The organism is Haladaptatus sp. AB618, from assembly GCF_024136965.1.
Taxonomy (GTDB): Archaea; Halobacteriota; Halobacteria; order Halobacteriales; family Haladaptataceae; genus Haladaptatus.
Window position 1 is genome coordinate 360828 of record NZ_JAMYJX010000005.1, and the last position, 17908, is coordinate 378735.

Sequence of the window (17908 nt, forward strand, 5' to 3'; positions counted from 1 at the left end):
GGTTCGATCATTGTTATTCGGTGTCTGTCGTCCCGTCAGTCGGTGCTTGCGTCGTCGGTATACGGTGCCTGAACCGATATCGACCGTCACGCCCGTCGTCATTATCCCCGTCCATGACCAAGGACGCGTATGGCTCACATCACCGCGCTCTTCGTCACCGAGAACGGCTCAGAGCCGATGCGGTCGGTTTCCGACGTGCAGGCGGTCGCCGACAGGGGGCTCCTGAACGACCGTTATTTCAACGGCACCGGCTACTACTCGCCGTACGACGTCTGTCAGGTGACGCTGATCGCGTCGGAAGCGATAGACGAAATCAACCGGGAGTTCGGTCTCGATCTGACCGCCGGAGAACACCGACGCAACATTGTCACGGAGGGGATCGACGTCCACGACCTGCTCAAGCATCGGTTCCGAATCGGCGGCGCGGTGTTGGAGGGAACACGGCCGCGGCCGCCCTGTGCACACGTCGAGCAACTGAACGAGCAGGACGGCGTCGCCCGCGCGCTCAAGGCCGGACGAGGTGGCGTCTGTGCGGACGTGGTCGAAGGCGGGGAGATAGCCGTCGGCGACGAGATCACCGACATCGAGAAGATGGACAAGACCGACAGCATCATCGAGCGACTGCGGTCGAAGACTCGTTGACTATTACCGAAAAATCCGGTACGAAGTTCGTCCGACGGCCGTTTCCGTTCGTTCCCCGTCGGGTCCGAGCGTCCAGACGGTCACGCGGACGACGCCCATCGAATCCCCGGAGCGGACGACCCTCGCTTCCGCGAGGAGGTCGTCGCCCGCCGGACGGATGTACGAGACGTTGAGATCCGTCGTCACGAGACGCCCACTCTCGGGGTTGTCCAACGTCGTCCGGAGCGCGAAACCGCTCGCGGTGTCCACGAGCGTCGCCGCGATGCCACCGTGAACGACGTCGTCGTCGGCCACCGGATTGAGGAGTTTTTCGTCGAACGGCACCCGCATTTCGAGGTGTCCCTCTTCGACCGTTTCGACGCGGAGATCGAGCCACGAGAGGTACCCGTGGTCGTCGACGAACGACTGAAAGGGGTCCCGCTCGGTCATGGAGACCCTCCCGTCCACCGCCGTCTCCACCACCATCGTCCTCGTCGCTTCCCACGAGAAACGCGTATCATCGTCTTTTGCATCGGTGACCATCCGTTGTAAGTCTTTGCCGATACGAAATCGTTGGAAGACGAATTCGGGAATAAATACACCATCGTTTAGTATCTCTCCGAAGTTTTATTCCACAGTACGAAGTTGGTGGTCGTATGCATTCGAATCACGTCGGGTGTTCACGATGACCGACCCGGTTCCGCTGACAGTCGATAACGGCGTCGCGACGCTCACGCTGAACCGCCCCGACGAACGCAACGCGCTCACGCGGGAGATATCCGATGCCCTCCGGGACCGGTTCGTCGCGCTCGAAGAACGTGACGACGTTCGCTGTGTGATTCTGGAGGGAAAGGGCAGTGCGTTCTCGGCGGGTGGCGACATCAAGGCGATGCAGGCCCAACTCGAAGGCGACGGTTCGCTCGACGACGCCGTCGCCACGCTCGAACGGACGACGAGCGAGACGATGGCCCGCGTCGTCACCTGTTCGTACCCGACGGTCGCCAAAATCGACGGCCCGGCGGTCGGCGCGGGTGCGAACCTCGCCATCGCCTGTGACATCCAACTGGCGAGCACCTCGGCGAGCATCGGGTTTCTGTTCCGCCAAGTGGGTCTCAGCATCGACGCCGGAACGTCGTACCTGCTCCCGCGAATCGTGGGCGAGAACGTCGCCAAGGAACTCGTCTACACGGGCGAAGTGCTCGACGCCGACCGCGCCGACGAACTCGGTCTGTTCAACCACGTCTACCCCGACGAGGAGTTCGACGAGCGCGTCGCGGAGTTGGTCGGTCGAATCGCGAGCGGGCCGACCGTCGCGTTCCGCCACGCGAAACGCCTGCTCCGGGAGGGAACGGACAAATCGCTCGACCGCGCGATGGTGGACGAGGCGACGGCACAGGGCATCGTGTTCGGGACGCGAGACCACGAGGAAGGCGTCTCCGCGTTCTTGGAGGGGCGGACGCCCGAATTCGAAGGGCGCTGAGCTCGGAAGTTACTCGTTCCCGTTCCCGTTCTCGCCCTCGTCAACGAGTTTGAACTTCTGAACCTTGCCGCTCGCGGTCCGCGGCAGTTCGTCCACGAACTCGACGTCGCGGGGGTGTTTGTACTCCGCCAGGTTCGACAGGCAGTACTCCTTGATGTCGTCGGGGGTCACCTCCGCGTCCGGATTCGAATCCGTATTCGGCGTGGGTACGACGAAGGCTTTGACGGTCTCGTTGCGCCGGTCGTCGGGTATCCCGACGACGGCGGCGTCCGCGACGGCCGGATGCTCGAAGAGGAGTTCTTCCACTTCGCTGGGATAGACGTTGTAGCCCGCCGTGTTGATCATGTGCTTCTTTCGGTCCCTGATTTCGTAGTAGTTCTCCGCGTCCCGACGGGCGATATCGCCCGTCCGGAAGTAGCCGTCGTCGGTGAACGCCTCGGCGGTCGCGTCCGGCCGGTCGTGGTAGCCCGCCATCACCTGCGGACCGCGGACGAGCAGTTCCCCTTCCTCGCCGGTCGGGAGTTCCTCGCCGTCGGGTCCGACGATTTTGCAGTCGGTGATACGCAGCGGTTGCCCGATGGTGCCGGGTTTCGGACCGAACGTGGTTCCGACGCTCGTGTGGGTCGCCGCCGTCGTTTCGGTCAGTCCGTACCCCTCCGACAGTTCCACACCAGCGATCTCCTCGAATCGCTCTTGAACCGCAACTGGCATCTTCGCCCCGCCTTCGTTTACCGTGTCGAGGCTCGTCAGGTCGTGGTCGCCGAAGGACTCGTCGTTGACCATGTCCACGAACATCGCGGAGACGCCGACGAAACTCGTGATACCGAACTCCTCGATGGTCCTCATCGCCTCCTCGGCGTCCCACTCTCCCGGATTTCGGAGATGGACGGTCCCACCCCGCAGTAGCGATTGCCACGTCGAGTGGACGAAGCCGGTGATGTGATAGAGCGGTAGGACGGCCAACGCCCGTTGCTCGTTGGGGGAATTCTCGGTGAACGTGAACCCCGAAAATCCCTGTGCTCGGAGGTTGCGGTGCGTGATGTGGACGCCCTTCGGGCGGCCCGTCGTCCCCGAGGTGTACGGTTGCATCGCCACCTCGTCCGAATCGCGGTCGATGAGGAGTTGCTCGCCGGTCACGTCGCCGAACGGAACGGCTTCGATTTCATCGTCGTCGCTCCCGACAGTGACGATGGTCGGGTCGTGGCCGGTTTCGGCACAGGCGTCGATGAGTTCCTCGCGCAGGGCCGGGTGCGTCACCGCGACCGAGGCGTCCGTGTCTTCGAGTTGGTAGGAGAGCTCTCGGGCCTTGTACTGCGGGTTGACGGGAGAAACGACGACACCAGCACGAAACGCGCCGAGGAGGACGACGACGTACTCCGGGCAGTTCGGCAGGTAGAGCAGGAGGCGGTCGCCGGGGTCGAACCCACGTTCGTGGAGTCCTCCCGCGAACACGGCCGCGCGTTCGTCGAGCGATTCGTACGATAGCTCACGACCGTCCATCTCGATGGCGATGGCATCGCCGCGGCGGTCGGCGGTCGCTTCGAACAACCGGGCGACGTTACCTTCTTCGACGGTTCGGAGGGATGCCGGTACGTCCATACATCGTATGGGACGGTATCGCACATTATTTTAACGGGATTAGAGTTTCGGCGAGATTATCTACCAATGCTGTGAAAATGGTGCCTTTCTTTACCGTCGCTTCCACCCGGTTTTCCAAACGAAATCACGTGCTGTTCCCCCTTCTTCTCCGTCGCATGATACCAACCCTCATATTTATTAGACGCCTATCCGATATTCCGGCCGCACCATGGTTAACGATGGTAATCACAAACCCAGGAACAGAACACAAAGTAAGAATAAAAGGCGTCCAAACAAACCAACAAACGAATATTCCCCGCCGACTCGACGGTCGGTATTGAAGGCGACGACCGTCGCCGGAGTCGCCGGTCTCGCGGGCTGTCTGGGAAGCGGCGGTGGCGGCCCGTCGGGACCGATGAAGGTCGGAGTGCTCGCCCCCGAACCGACCAAAAATCCCATCGGTGCGTCCATCGCAGGCGGTGCCAAGTTAGCCGCGAAACAACTCAACGAGGACGGCGGCGTGAACGGCAAGGAAGTGAAGGTCGTCGTCAAAGACACCAAGGAGGACCCGTCGTCGGGCAAGTCTAAGTATCAGAAACTTACCATCGGTGAGAGCGTGGATTTCACGACCGGCGTCTTCACCAGCGAAGTCCTGCTCAACATCATGGACTCCATCGCGGAACAGAAGACCGTCCACATGGGGTCGGGTGCGGCCACACCCGACGCGGCCGCGATGGTCAAACAGAACTACGAGAAGTACAAGTACTTCTTCCGCACCGGACCGGTGAACTCCCACTACCTCGGCATGAACATGGTCGATTTCGCGAAAGCGAACTTCGACTCGATGGGCTGGAAGTCCGTTGCCATCCTCGCGGAGGATTACGCGTGGACGAAACCGATTACGAAAGTTCTCACGAGCCAACTCTCGAAAACCGGGATCGACGTTCCGATCAGCAAGCGGTACGCGAGCGGAACGAAGGATTTCTCGCCCATCTACGACGACATCGAAAGCTCCGGGGCCGACGCCGCGTTCGTCGTCATGGCCCACACGGGAACCGCCGCCGTCGTGCAGTGGGCGAAGCAACAGCGCCAGTTCGAGTTCGGCGGTATCCACGTCCCGATGCAGTTCCCGTCCTACTACGGGTCGGTCAACGGTGCCTGTCGCTACGCGATCACCCAGAACTCCGCGACACCGACGGCGAAAGTCACCAAGAAGACGGTTCCGTTCTCCGAGAGTTATAAGAAGGAGAACGGCAAGTATCCCGTCTACACGGGCTACATCTCGTTCGATGCGGTCAAGCAGTACGCGTCGGCGGTCAAGGCCGCCGAGTCACGAAAAGCCGACGACGTCATCCCCAAAATTGAATCGTCCTCGTTCACGGGGACGACGGGGACGCTGAAGTACTACGGAAAGGATTCGAAGTACCCCCACGACGTGATGTATGGCAAGGACGCCGCGTGGCCGGTTTGGCTCCAGTGGCAGGGGAAAGGGGGCGACGGTGTCCAAGAAGCTATCTGGCCCTCGAACGTCGCCACGGGGTCGCACAAAAAACCGCCGTGGGTGTGATTTCGTTTCATGTCTGGATTGCTCAACACTGTCGTCAACGCGACCCTCATCAGCGCGCTCTACGCTCTCGTCGCCATTGGATTCACGCTCATCTTCGGCGTCGGCGGCGTTCTCAACCTCAGTCACGGCGCCATCATCACCATCGGCGCCTTCGTGGCGTATTTCGTGACGGGCGTCCTCGGGGCGAGTGTTTGGGTCGCCACGCTCGCCGCGCTTGCCGTCTCGGCCGTGTTCGCGGCCGTCCTCTACCTCGTTCTGATACGGCCGATTCAACACGATTCCATCACGGTGATGATACTGACGCTCGTGACTGCCATCGTCGTCGAGGAGGGCATCAAAATACTCGTCGGTACGCAACCACAGGCCGTCCCGTCACTTCTCGACGGACATCTGACGCTCGTTGGCGGCATCCAACTGAATCGGGTGTTCGCGTTCGCGCTCTCTTGGGTCGTCATCGGCCTCCTCTTCGCGGCCGTGAACTACTCCCGGACGGGAAAAGCCATCATCGCGACCAGCATGTCGAGTCGCGGGGCGTCGCTCGTCGGTATCGAAACCGACCGAATGTACCTCTACACGTGGGTCGTCGCCGGGGCGCTCGCCGGACTCGCGGGTGTCTTCCTCGCGTCGATACAGACCGCCGGATGGGCGATGGGTCGGGAACCGCTCGTCCTCTCGTTTTCCATCGTCGTGCTGGGCGGTATCGGTTCCATCCGGGGGAGCCTCATCGGCGCGTACATCATCGGATTTCTGGAGGTGTTCACGATTTCGTACGTGGACTCCAGCCTCAGCGGGTTGGCGTCGCTGGTCGTGCTCGTCGTCATCCTGCTCGTAAAACCCGAGGGCCTATTCGGCCGGGAGTTGGTGGAGTGATTCCATGAGCGAAGATGTTGAACGCTCCTACCCGACCGACCTCGTGTCGCTCGCACCCCGGTACAAACTCGGACTGCTAGCGCTCGTGCTGCTGGCGCTCTCGCCGTTCTGGCTTCGACTCCTGCTCGGCGAAGGACAGGGACTCCTCGCGGTCATCACGCTCACGACCGCGCTCTTTTTCGCCATGTTCGCGATGAGTTGGGACGCCGTCTCGGGCTACACCGGCCAGATAAGCTTCGGACACGCCCTGTTCTTCACGGTCGGCGGCTACGGATCCGCCCTGCTGAACCTCGAACTCGGCGTGCCGCCCATCGCGGCAGTGCTGTTGGGGACTCTGCTCGCGGCGGTCGCGGGGATACTCATCGGCGTTCCCGCGCTCCGCCTCGAAGGACCGTACCTCTCGCTCGTCACGCTTGTCGCTCCCCTCATCCTGCTTCAGCTTTTCATCGTCTTTAGCGGGGTCTTCGGCGGCGAGTTGGGGCTCCCGAGCCCCGACCCGCTCGTGTCGGTTTCGGGATTCACGGGACAGACCATGGCGGATTTCTACGTCGCGCTCATCGTGTTCGTCTTCATCCTCGCCGTCTTGCTCGCAGTGACGCGCTCGGACGCGGGGTCCGTCTTCACCGCGATTCGGGAGGACGAGCAGACGGTAGCGGCCGCCGGAATCAACCCGGCGAAGTTCAAGATTTTCGCGTTCGTACTCTCCGCCGCGGTTGGTGGACTCGCGGGGGCGGTATTCGTTCACACCGTCGGGAAACCCCAACCGAGTCAACTGCTCGTGATGAGCGTCAGCGTCGAGGTTATCATCGCCAGCATCGTCGGCGGGATGGGAACCATCACGGGCGCGGCCATAGGCGGCCTGTTCTTCAGCCTCTTCCGCGAATGGCTTTCGGGCGTCTCGACGGTCGTCCCTCTTCTGAACGTGCAGGTCGCATCGCTCGACCTGCTTTTGTTCTCTCTCATCACCCTTTGCCTGCTGTTTTTCCTCCCCGGCGGGGTCCTTCGCTGGGGAATCGAACGAGCTCGGAACGTCGTCGGCGACGAACCGAATCCGGTCGCGGACGGCGGACAAACGCCCTTCGAACGGACACTCGACGCCTATCGTGATGCACTCGACACGTTCGGTTCGCTCGGAGGTGAGGACCGTGAACGGTGACAACACCCAACCGGACGGGCTTCTCGTTCTCGACAACCTCCGGAAAGAGTTCGGCGGTCTCATGGCTGTCGACGACCTCTCCATCACCGTCGAGGAGGGTGAAATTCTGGGCTTCATCGGACCGAACGGGGCCGGGAAGTCCACGACGTTTAACTGCGTCACGGGGGCGTATAAACCGACTTCCGGAACCGTCCGGTATCACGGCAAGGACGTCACCGGCGAACCCGCGTACGAGATGGTCAAGCGCGGCATGGCGCGGACGTTCCAGTCGTTCCGACCGCTCACCGACCGGACGGTTCGGGGGAACGTCGCGCTGGCACTCGCTCCCGACCGAATCCTCTCAGTTTCGGGGTTACGCGGCGAGACGCGCGCCCGTGCGACCGCCATCTGCAACCGTGTCGGTCTCGGCGACCGCGTGGGTCAGTTCCCCGACGAACTTCCCCATGCCGGTCTCCTCCGCCTCGAACTCGCTCGTGCGCTCGCAACCGGCCCGGACCTGCTCCTCGTGGACGAACCGTTCGCGGGACTTTCGAGTCGAGAGGTCGGCGACCTCTCGAACCTCCTGTTGTCGCTCCGCGACGAGGGCGTGACGCTCGTCGTCGTCGATCACAACATGCGCGGCTTGCTCTCGCTTATCGACCGCGCGGTCGTCATCCAGTTCGGTTCGAAAATCGCCGAGGGAACGCCCGACGAGATTCGAGAGAACGAGACGGTTCAGGAGGCGTATCTCGGGGGTGCCGAGCAATGAGTTCCCTCGTCTCCGTCGAGGGCGTTCATGTCTCGTACGGCGAGGTCGCCGCGCTTCGCGGCATCTCCCTCTCCGTCACCGAGGGCGAAATCGTCGGCGTCATCGGCCCGAACGGGGCGGGAAAGACCACGCTCGTCGAGACGATTTCGGGATTCCACGACTACACCGGGCACGTTGAGTACCGCGGGCGAGAGGTCAACGGTAAGGCCCCGTCGGACCTCGTGGCGTCCGGTCTCGTTCACTGTACCGAAAGCCGCGACCTCTTCGACTTTCTGTCGGTCGAGGATAACCTCGAACTCGGCGCGTATCGCCACCGGGACGACGTAGCGGAGCGTCTCGACTTCGTTTACGACCTCTTTCCGACGCTGGCCGAACGCGCCGACCAGACCGCGCGGACGATGAGCGGCGGCGAACAGCAGATGCTCGCCATTGGGCGGGCGCTCATGGGCGATCCGGACGTGCTCATCCTCGACGAACCCACGCTCGGTCTCGCACCGGTCATCCTACAAGACATCAGCGCTGGACTCGATACCATTCGGGAAACCGGCGTAACCGTACTGCTCGCCGAACAGAACGTGACGTTCACGATGAATCACGCCGACCGCGTCTACCTCCTGGAGAACGGTGCGATAGAGCGTGAAGGCGACCCCGACGCGCTTCGAGGCGACGAGTACATCCGGACGGCGTACCTCGGCGAGTGAGTGCTTGTTTCCCCCTCCACGGGGAGATTCACGGTTGACATGCCCTTTGATGCTGTATCGGAGACGGCGAGTAATCGGGATTTCACCGCCGATACGGCGAACCAGGACGTTCGGGAGGTCGCAGCGGTCGTCCGGGACTGTGTAGGAACGATGTTGACTGATTCCGGTCGAATTCCTGCAGGAATGCCATCAGCTAACTGAATCGTTCTCCCTCGAACTGTAACTTTCCACACAATACACTCATTTTCGAAGACGTGCACAATTAACCATGGTCGAAGCTACCATCGACGTGATCGACCGCGGGGGATTGGAATGTGACCTCAACTACCTCATCGAGGGGAACACGCTCGGAAGCCACGACGAGCCAAATCCGGACACCGACTACATCGAAATCCCGGTGTTCAACCTCGTCATCGACCATCCCGAGGGGACCATCCTCTGGGATACGGGCAACCACGAGGACGCGCTCGACGGTCACTGGCCGGAGGGCTTGAAACAGGCGTTCTATCCCCACGACGTCCGCGAACACGACCTTCGGGACGACCTCGGGGACGCGGGATACGACATCGACGACATCGACTACGTGTTCCAAACGCACCTGCACCTCGACCACGCTGGCGGTCTCCATCACTTCGACGGGACGGACACGCCGGTGTTCGTCCACGAGGAGGAGTTGAAGTTCGCCTACTACAGCACGAAGACGGACAAGGGAAGCGGCGCGTACATCCTCGGCGATTTCGACCACGACCTCAACTGGCAGGTGATACACGAGGACCGTGAGACCCACTTCGAGGACGTCGAATTCGTCCACCTCCCCGGCCACACGCCGGGGTTAACGGGAACGGTCGTCCATCTCGAAAACGACGGGACCGTCGCGTTCGCGGGCGACGAAATCTACCAGACCGAAAACTACGAGAACGGGACACCGCTGGGTGCTGGTCTACTCTGGAGCCATCGCCACTGGTTCGACAGCCTCCAGAAACTCAAGGAGATAGAACGCAAACACGACGCAGAAGTCGTGTACGGCCACGACCCCGACCAGTACGAAACCATCCAGGGCGGGTGGTCCTGAGATGAGTTACGAGCGGTCGGTTTCCGCGCCGTCCCACGAACTCTCGCCGGAAACCGTCTGGCACATCCAGATGCCACAGATCCGGTTCGGCAGGGATGCGACGGACGAACTCGCCTTCCAGTTGCGGGATTTGGGGGTTGACAAGGACGCCCACGGCCTCATCATCACCGACGAAACGCTCGCGGACATCGGCCACGTCGACCGCGTCGAGACGCACATCGACGACGCCGAACTCGCCGTCGATGTCTACGACGAATCGAACCGCGAACCGTCCGTTTCGGACATCGAGGACTGTCTGAAGTTCGTCCGCGACGAGAAGGGCGAGGAGGGCTACGACTTCTACGTCGGTCTCGGCGGCGGCAGTTGTATGGACACCGCGAAGACGACCCGCGCGGTCATCGCCAACGGCGGCGGTCCGCTGGACTACATCGCCGCACCGACCGGCGAAGGGGAGGCGCTCACGGAATCCGGCCCGCCGCTCGTCCTGATGCCGACGACGGCGGGAACCGGGGCGGAAATCTCGCCGGTCTCCATCCTCTCGGTGGAGGAAAAGGAGATCAAGGAGGGAATCTCCAGCAACCACGTCCGCGCCGACGCCGCGGTGCTCGACCCGACGCTCACGACCACGCTCCCGCCAGAGTTGACGGCGAAGACGGCGATGGACGCGCTCGGGCACGCCATGGAGGGGTACACCACCCACGAGTTCGATTCTCTCCTCCGGCCGACCGACCCGGCGGAGCGTCCCGTCTACGCCGGACGGACGCCGCTCACCGAGATGTTCTCCGAGAAGGCCATCGACCTCCTGTCGAACAACGTCCGAAAGGCGGTCCACAACGGGGACAATCTCGACGCTCGGGCGAACATGCTACAGGGTGCGCTCTTCGGTGCCATCGCCGGGTTAACGGCGGGCGCGAGCCTCTGCCACGCGATGGCCTATCCGGTCGGAAACAAGTATCACACCTACCACGGCGAAACCATCGGGGTGTTGACCCCCGCGAGTACCATCGACTACAACTCGGCGAGCGACCCGAAACGCTTCGCCGCGCTCGCCCGCCGGTTCGGCGTCGATACCACGGGAATGACCCCCGGCGATGCCGCGGACGAGTTGAAAGCAGAGTACATTCAGCTTCAGCGCGACCTGAACGTCCTGCCGAGCGGACTCAACGAACTGGCTGGAATCACCGAGGACGACGTCGATTGGCTGGCGAAACAGACCGTCGACACGCAGGCGCGACTGCTCCGCTGTAATCCCCGTCCGGTGACCGAAGAGGACGTCCACGGTATCTTCGTGGACGCGCTGTACAACTGGGATTAGGGCTCCGCTTCGCGGAGGTCCGCCCGTCGAATTTTACCCGTCGTCGTTTTCGGAAGTTCGTCGAGGAACTGGATTTCGCGCGGATATTCGTACTTCGCCAGCCGTTCTTTCACGTACGATTGGAGTTCGTCAACGAGCGCGTCGTCCGGGTCGTACCCGTCCGCGAGGACGATGAACGCCTTCGGTATCTCCCCCCGTTCGTCGTCGGGGACGCCGACGACGGCCGAATCGGCCACGCTTTCGTGACCGGCGAGGCTCTCCTCTATCTCCTCCGGGCCGATTCGATAGCCCGACGAGATGATGACGTCGTCCGTGCGCGAGACGAACGTGATGTAGCCGTCCTCGTCGCGCTTTCCGAGGTCCTCGGTCAGAAGCCAGCCGTTTCGAACCTTCCGCTCGGTTTTCTCGGGACGGTTCAGATACTCCTTGAAACAGACGGGGTCGCCCTCGTACCGAACGGCGATTTCTCCCACATCTCCGTCCTCGACCGTCGGTTCCGCCGTCTCGGGGTTCACGATTCGGACGTCGTGGCCGGGACCGCCGAGGCCCATTTTCCCCTCGCGGAACTCGGTGAGGGCGGTACAATCTCCGATGGTCAGGTTCGCCTCCGTCTGTCCGTACGCTTCGTGAACGGCCGCCCCGTCGAAGGTGGTCTCGCCCCACTCGACGATGCTCTGGCCGAGCGATTCGCCGCCGCTCGGGATGACGCGCACCGAATCGACGTCGTACCGGTCGGCGGGGGAATCGACGTTCATCATCATCCGAAGCGCGGTAGGCGGCGCGAAGAAGATCGAGACGCCGTAGCGTTCGACGGTTCGAAACGCCGCTTCGGGGTCGAACGGCCCGCCTTCGTAGGCGACGATGGGTCGGCCGTAGTACAACGCGGGGAAGACGATGTCGAACAGCGACGCGACCCACGCCCACTCGGAGGGCGTCCACGCCACGTCCGTCTCCCGGACGTCGAGATTACAGAACGAGGTCAGGAACAGTGGGAGGTGGCCGAGGAGCATTCGATGGGCGTGGAGGACCCCTTTGGGATTACCCGTGGTCCCGCTCGTGTAGATGATGATGGCGTCGTCCTCGGCGTCGGTTTCGACGATATCGCGGTCCCGCGAGCTACGCTCCATCGCGTCCCAGATATCGGTTTCGTCGTCTTCTGGCTCGTCGACATCCACCGTGAGGACGGTTTCGAGCGTATCGAGGTCGTCGCGCACGGTCCGGAGTGTCTCGACGTTCGACTCGTCGACGACGCAGGCCACCGATTCGGAGTCGGCGAGTCGATACGAGAGGCCGTCGATTCCGAAGAGCGTGCTCAACGGAATCGAGACGGCTCCCAACTTCCACGCGGCGATGTGGGTGATGAGCGTTTCGGGCTTCTGCGGCGCGTTCACGCCGACCCGGTCACCGCGACCGACGCCGTGGTCCGCGAGGTAGTTCGCGAGCCTGTTCGTCAGGTTTCTGAGTTCCCAAAACGTGTAGGTTCGTTCCCTCCCGTCCCCGTCCGTGGCGAAGAGGGCGACACGGCCTCGCTCGTCCGCCCACCTGTCGCAGACGTAGTCGGCCATGTTGAACGCGGAGGGAACCTCCCACTCGAAGGAGTCGTGTAGGTGGTCGTAGTCGTTCCACTCCTTCTCGTAGAAGTGGTACGCATCGAGCCGCTGGTTGTGACCCATGCTATATTCCACCACATCGTTCGTGATAATACTGTCCTCGATTCGGGGAAGTGCGGGATCAGTACGATCGAACGATCGGTCGCTCGGAATGCCGATTCTTTGGCAGTGATAACCGAAATCCTCAGGAAAATAACGTGGATAAGTGTTATTGTGATAATTCCAACCATCGATAAACGCTTTTGCGATGGCGCCACGTAGCACGGACAACGTATGAATCTGGTTCAGCACGTGGCGGACGCGGCGACCGAACGCGGGGACGCACCGGCGATCGTCTACGAGGGACGGGAAACCTCCTACGAGGCGTTCTGGACGCGGACGGGGCAGTTCGCGGCCGGACTTGCCGAGCGCGGGATCGGGAGCGACGACCGGGTTGCGATCTATCTCCCGAACTTGCCGCAGTTCGTCACCGCATTTCACGGCACGCTCCGGGCAGGCGGCGCGGTTGTTCCGATGAACCCGCAGTACAAGCGCCGCGAACTTCGCCACCTCCTCGGCGACAGCGGCGCGAAAGCCGTCGTCACGCTTCCGGACCTCGTTCGACACGTCGATGCGGTTCGGGACGAAACCGACGTCGAAGCGGTCGTCACGGTCGGCGAGGGTGCGGAAGGGAACGACGTCGTCCGCTTCGAGGAGTTCCTCGCCGACGGGACGCTCCCGGTCGTCGAGCGCGCCGACGACGACGTGGCCGTCCAACCGTACACGTCGGGGACGACCGGGACGCCGAAGGGCGTGCTGCTCACCCATCACAACCTCGCGTGGGACGCGCGGGCGGCGACGAACCCCATCCCCGACGGAATCCGCCCGGACGACAAACATCTCGGCGTCCTCCCGCTGTTCCACATCTTCGGCATGACGGTGACGATGAACGCCACGCTGTTCGACGGCGGAAGCTACTATCCGCTACCGACTTGGGACGCCGAGCGGACCGCCTCGTTGATCGAATCGGAGATGCTGACGCTCAGCCACGCGGTGCCCGCGATGTACAACGACCTCGCGAACCTGCCCGAGGACGACGACTACGACCTCTCCTCGCTCAGGTTCGCGAACTCCGGCGGGAGCGCGCTGCCGAACGAAGTTCGGCGGGCGTTCGAGGAACGGTTCGACGTCGCACTGTACGAGGGGTACGGACTCACGGAGACCAGTCCCGTCACGCACGCGAACCACGTCGGCAGTCGGCGGCCCGGCAGCATCGGCCAGTCGCTCGACGGCGTTTCGGCGCGAATCGTGGACGACGAGTTCGAAGAGCGCCCGCCGGTCGAACGCGGCCCAGTCGAGGAGGGGAGCGTGAACCTCGGCGAGATAACCGGCGAACTCGTTGTCTCCGGCCCGAACGTCATGAAGGAGTACTACGAGCGCCCCGAGGCGAACGCGGCGGCGTTCACCGAAGCGGACGGAAAGCGGTGGTTCCACACCGGCGACATCGGTTACTGGGACGAGGACGGCTTCTTCTTCATCGTGGACCGGAAGAAACACATGATCAACACGGCGGGCTACAACGTCTACCCGCGCGAAGTCGAGGAGTTGCTGTTCGAACACCCCGCCGTCGTGGACGCCGCGGTCGTCGGGATGCCGGACGAACGACGTAACGAGACCGTCAAAGCCTTCGTCGTGCCCTCGCCGGATGCGGACGCGACGCCGGAGGCGGTTCGGGAGTTCTGTCTCGACCGACTCGCGGCGTACAAACACCCCCGCGACGTCGAGTTCGTGGACGAACTGCCGCGGACGACGACCGGGAAAGTACAGAAGTTCAATCTGGAGAGCCAGAAGTGAGCGATTCGCCCGCACGTCGCGACGCGCGGGCGAGCGCCGAAACCATTCAGGGCGAGTGCCGAAACCATCACGATAATTTTTGATTGATGCGTGCGTTGGGTTCGGCGGACGATCCGGTCGGCGACTCCGCGTTCATCACGTGCCGACCGTACCTTGCGACTCACAACACATGACATCTGATCTGACAATTCGCCCGTTCTTCTGGCGGGCCACGAAGCTGTTTCCCGAGAAGGAAATCGTCTCTCGCACGCGCGACGGAACACACCGCTACACGTACCGCGAGTTCGGCGAGCGAGTACAGGCACTCGCCAGCGCGTTGGACGCGCTCGGCGTCGAATCGGGGACGCGGGTGGGAACCTTCGGGTGGAACCACTCCCGTCACTTCGAGGCGTACTACGCCGTTCCGCTCATGGGCGCACAGCTACACACCGTCAACGTCCTGCTCGGCGACGACCACGTCGAATACATCCTGAACGACGCCGCCGACGAGGTGTTGCTCGTAGACCCCGGCGACCCGTTCGAAACCGTCGAGCGCCTGTGGGATTCTCTGTCCCACGTCGAGGAAGTCGTCGTCATGGCCGACGAGATTCCGGACACCGACCTTCCGGCCCACTCGTACAAGGAACTGCTCGAAAATCACGACTCGACGGAGTTCGCGTGGCCCGACCTCTCGGGCGACCAACCGGCGGGAATGTGCTACACGTCGGGAACCACCGGGAAACCGAAGGGCGTGGAGTACAGCCACGAGATGATCTACGCCCACGCCATGATGGTGCTGACCCCGGCGGCAATCGGCATCGAGGAGGGCGACGTGGTGATGCCGGTGGTGCCGATGTTCCACGTCAACTCGTGGGAGTTCCCGTACACGATGACGATGGCGGGCGCGAAACCGGTGTATCCCGGGACGCAGCCATCGACGGAGGACCTCGTGAACCTCATCGAGACGGAAGGCGTGACGCTCACGGCGGGCGTTCCGACCGTTTGGATCGACGTGCTCGACTACCTCGACACGCACGACGCCGACATCTCCAGCCTCGACCGAATCGTCGTCGGCGGGAGCGCCGCGCCTAAGGGCGTCATGCAGCGGTATCAGGAGGAGTACGACGTGACCATCGAGCACGCGTGGGGGATGACCGAGACGATGAGCATCGCGAGCGTCTCCCGGCCGAAGGACACGATGACGGATTTGAACGACGAGGAACGCTACGGAATTCGGGCAAAACAGGGGTTGCTCTCGCCGGGCTTGGAGATGAAGGTGGTCGGTGACGACGGCGAGGAGGTGCCGTGGGACGGCCAGTCGGTCGGCGAACTGTTCGTCCGCGGGCCGTCGGTCGTGGACGAGTACTACAACCGCCCGGACGCGAACGAGGAGGATTTCGAGGGAGACTGGTTGAAGACCGGCGACATCGCCAACGTCGATTCGGAGGGCTACATCGAAATCGTGGACCGCACGAAGGACGTGATCAAGAGCGGCGGCGAGTGGATTTCCAGCATCGACCTCGAAAACGAGTTGATGGCCCACGAGGACGTGGTCGAAGCGGCCGTCATCGCCGTGCCGCACGAACGCTGGCAGGAGCGCCCGCTGGCCTGCGTCGTCGTCCGGGACGGGGCCGACCTCACCGCCGACGAGTTGCGAGCGTTCCTCGAAGCCGAACATCCCAGTTGGTGGCTTCCGGACGACGTCGTCTTCATCAGCGAAGTTCCCAAGACGGCCACCGGAAAGTTCGACAAGAAGGTGTTGCGCGATGAATTCTCGGACACAGACCTGCGATACACCCCCGGGACGTAGCAGGGTGATCGAACCGACGAACTGATCTTTTGGGGCGATCGAATCCATGAACCGGTTTCCGGCGGCAGTACTTTTATGCCACCATACACACGATAATCGTTGACGGCATCAACGAACACAGACCATGAACGTCATCAATCCCGCAACCGGCGACCGGATCGAAACGTACGAAGACGACGATATCGGCGATGCGAAAGAAGGACTCGAAACCTCGATGGACGCCTACGAATCGTGGCGGACCCGTCCGCTCCGTGAACGCGAGTTGCTCCTTTCCAACGTCGCGGACATCCTCGGCGAGAACACGGAGAAGTACGCCGAGTTGATGACTCGGGAGATGGGCAAGCCGATTTCGCAGGCCAGAGGGGAAATCGAGAAGTGCGAATGGCTGTGCAACCATTACGCGGAACACGCCGACGCGTACCTCGGGGACGACTACCACCCGAGCCCCGCCGGTTCCGCGGCCAAAACGTCCTACGAACCGCTGGGCGTCGTGCTGGCGGTCATGCCGTGGAACTTCCCGTTCTGGCAGGTGTTCCGGTTCGCGGCCCCGTACCTCACGGCGGGGAACGTCGGTATCCTGAAGCACGCCTCCAACGTGCCGGGGTGTGCGAAGGCAATCGAGGAGATTTTCCGCGACGCGGGCTACCCCGAGGGCGTGTTCCAATCCCTGCTCCTCCCCTCCTCGTCCGTCGAGGACCTGCTGGCCGACGACAGGGTGAAAGCCGCGACCCTCACCGGAAGCGGCCCCGCGGGTCGGGCCATCGCCTCGACGGCCGGTGAACACCTGAAAAAGACCGTCCTCGAACTCGGCGGGAGCGACCCGTTCGTCGTGCTCGACGACGCGGATTTGGACGACGCCGCGGAGACCGGGGCGTGGGCGCGTAACCAGAACAGCGGCCAGTCCTGCATCGCGGCCAAGCGGTTCATCGTTCACGACGACGTCTACGACGAGTTCGTGGACCGACTCGTGGACGAGTTCGACGCGCTGACCGTCGGAGACCCGATGGACGACGACACCGACATCGGCCCGCAGGCGCGCGTGGACCTGATGGAGGAACTTCACGAGCAGGTCGAGGAGAGCGTGGACGCCGGTGCGACGGTGGAAATCGGCGGCGAACCGCTCGACAGGGAAGGCCCGTTCTATCCGCCCACCATTCTCACCGACATCCCCGAAGGCTCTCCCGCCGACACCGAGGAACTGTTCGGCCCCGTCGCCTCGGTGTATCGCGCGACCGACGAGGAGGACGCCATCGAAACGGCGAACGACACCGAGTTCGGACTCGGCGCGAGCATCTGGACGCAGGACCGGGACCGCGGCGACCGCCTCGCCGGTCGAATCAATGCCGGTTGTGTGTACGTCAACCAACTCGTGAAGTCCGACCCTCGCGTCCCGTTCGGCGGCGTGAAGGAGTCCGGATACGGTCGTGAGCTCTCCGAAATCGGCATTCAGGAGTTCGTCAACCGGAAGACGATCTGGGTCGAATAATCGCGCGGACGGTCCGTTTCGGTCGAGGCATCCCGGCAAAAATTTCAATTTCTGTTTATGGCTTCTATGATAATCGTGGACA

Annotated in this window: 15 protein-coding genes; 12 read left to right on the top strand and 3 right to left on the bottom strand. The window is 62.7% G+C overall.

The genetic code is table 11. The annotated features are described in order from the left end of the window. The first annotated feature begins 129 nt into the window (after positions 1-129). Entirely contained in the window at positions 130-642 is a 513-nt protein-coding gene (locus NKF26_RS16935; protein ID WP_253227756.1) for an MOSC domain-containing protein, read from the top strand. 3 nt (positions 643-645) lie between these two features. On the opposite strand, the gene NKF26_RS16940 is transcribed toward NKF26_RS16935, so the two are convergent. Continuing rightward, entirely contained in the window at positions 646-1071 is a 426-nt protein-coding gene (locus tag NKF26_RS16940; RefSeq protein ID WP_253227793.1) for a PaaI family thioesterase, read from the bottom strand. 235 nt (positions 1072-1306) lie between these two features. Here NKF26_RS16940 and NKF26_RS16945 point away from each other — a divergent pair, with 235 nt between their 5' ends. Next, the gene (locus tag NKF26_RS16945; protein ID WP_253227757.1) at positions 1307-2101 is read left to right on the top strand and encodes an enoyl-CoA hydratase/isomerase family protein; all 795 of its coding nucleotides are present in this window, start codon (positions 1307-1309) and stop codon (positions 2099-2101) included. A 9-nt stretch (positions 2102-2110) separates the two neighbouring features. On the opposite strand, the gene NKF26_RS16950 is transcribed toward NKF26_RS16945, so the two are convergent. After that, positions 2111-3700, bottom strand: coding sequence for a class I adenylate-forming enzyme family protein (locus NKF26_RS16950; RefSeq protein ID WP_253234634.1), 1590 nt, complete (start codon positions 3698-3700; stop codon positions 2111-2113). A 208-nt stretch (positions 3701-3908) separates the two neighbouring features. Between NKF26_RS16950 and NKF26_RS16955 the strand changes: the two genes are divergently transcribed. From NKF26_RS16955 to NKF26_RS16985, 7 genes are all read left to right on the top strand, one after another. Beyond that, positions 3909-5246, top strand: a complete 1338-nt coding sequence (locus tag NKF26_RS16955) for an ABC transporter substrate-binding protein (protein ID WP_256487616.1) — start codon at positions 3909-3911, stop codon at positions 5244-5246. 9 nt (positions 5247-5255) lie between these two features. Next, positions 5256-6116 (top strand): branched-chain amino acid ABC transporter permease, encoded by an 861-nt coding sequence (locus tag NKF26_RS16960; RefSeq protein WP_253234635.1) that lies wholly within the window; start codon positions 5256-5258, stop codon positions 6114-6116. Positions 6117-6120: 4 nt separating this feature from the next. After that, entirely contained in the window at positions 6121-7272 is a 1152-nt protein-coding gene (locus NKF26_RS16965; protein ID WP_253227761.1) for a branched-chain amino acid ABC transporter permease, read from the top strand. 61 nt (positions 7273-7333) lie between these two features. Further along, positions 7334-8020, top strand: a complete 687-nt coding sequence (locus tag NKF26_RS16970) for an ABC transporter ATP-binding protein (protein ID WP_256487698.1) — start codon at positions 7334-7336, stop codon at positions 8018-8020. Next, the gene (locus NKF26_RS16975) at positions 8017-8721 is read left to right on the top strand and encodes an ABC transporter ATP-binding protein (RefSeq protein WP_253234636.1); all 705 of its coding nucleotides are present in this window, start codon (positions 8017-8019) and stop codon (positions 8719-8721) included. Before NKF26_RS16970 ends, NKF26_RS16975 begins: the two co-directional genes overlap by 4 nt. Before the next feature lie 268 nt (positions 8722-8989). After that, entirely contained in the window at positions 8990-9793 is an 804-nt protein-coding gene (locus tag NKF26_RS16980; RefSeq protein ID WP_253234637.1) for an N-acyl homoserine lactonase family protein, read from the top strand. A gap of 1 nt (position 9794) precedes the next feature. Continuing rightward, complete coding sequence (locus NKF26_RS16985; protein WP_253227765.1) at positions 9795-11108, top strand: hydroxyacid-oxoacid transhydrogenase; 1314 nt, start codon at positions 9795-9797, stop codon at positions 11106-11108. On the opposite strand, the gene NKF26_RS16990 is transcribed toward NKF26_RS16985, so the two are convergent. After that, positions 11105-12781 (bottom strand): acyl-CoA synthetase, encoded by a 1677-nt coding sequence (locus tag NKF26_RS16990; RefSeq protein WP_253227766.1) that lies wholly within the window; start codon positions 12779-12781, stop codon positions 11105-11107. The two genes, NKF26_RS16985 and NKF26_RS16990, sit on opposite strands and share 4 nt — an antisense overlap. A 210-nt stretch (positions 12782-12991) precedes the next feature. Between NKF26_RS16990 and NKF26_RS16995 the strand changes: the two genes are divergently transcribed. From NKF26_RS16995 to NKF26_RS17005, 3 genes are all read left to right on the top strand, one after another. Further along, positions 12992-14551 carry a long-chain fatty acid--CoA ligase gene (locus tag NKF26_RS16995; RefSeq protein ID WP_253234638.1) on the top strand — a complete coding sequence of 520 codons (1560 nt, stop codon included), beginning with the start codon at positions 12992-12994 and terminating at the stop codon, positions 14549-14551. A gap of 169 nt (positions 14552-14720) precedes the next feature. Then, positions 14721-16340: a long-chain fatty acid--CoA ligase gene (locus NKF26_RS17000; RefSeq protein ID WP_253227768.1), complete on the top strand. Its 1620-nt coding sequence runs from the start codon at positions 14721-14723 to the stop codon at positions 16338-16340. A gap of 124 nt (positions 16341-16464) precedes the next feature. Further along, entirely contained in the window at positions 16465-17826 is a 1362-nt protein-coding gene (locus tag NKF26_RS17005) for an NAD-dependent succinate-semialdehyde dehydrogenase (protein WP_253234639.1), read from the top strand. The last annotated feature ends 82 nt before the right edge of the window (positions 17827-17908 follow it).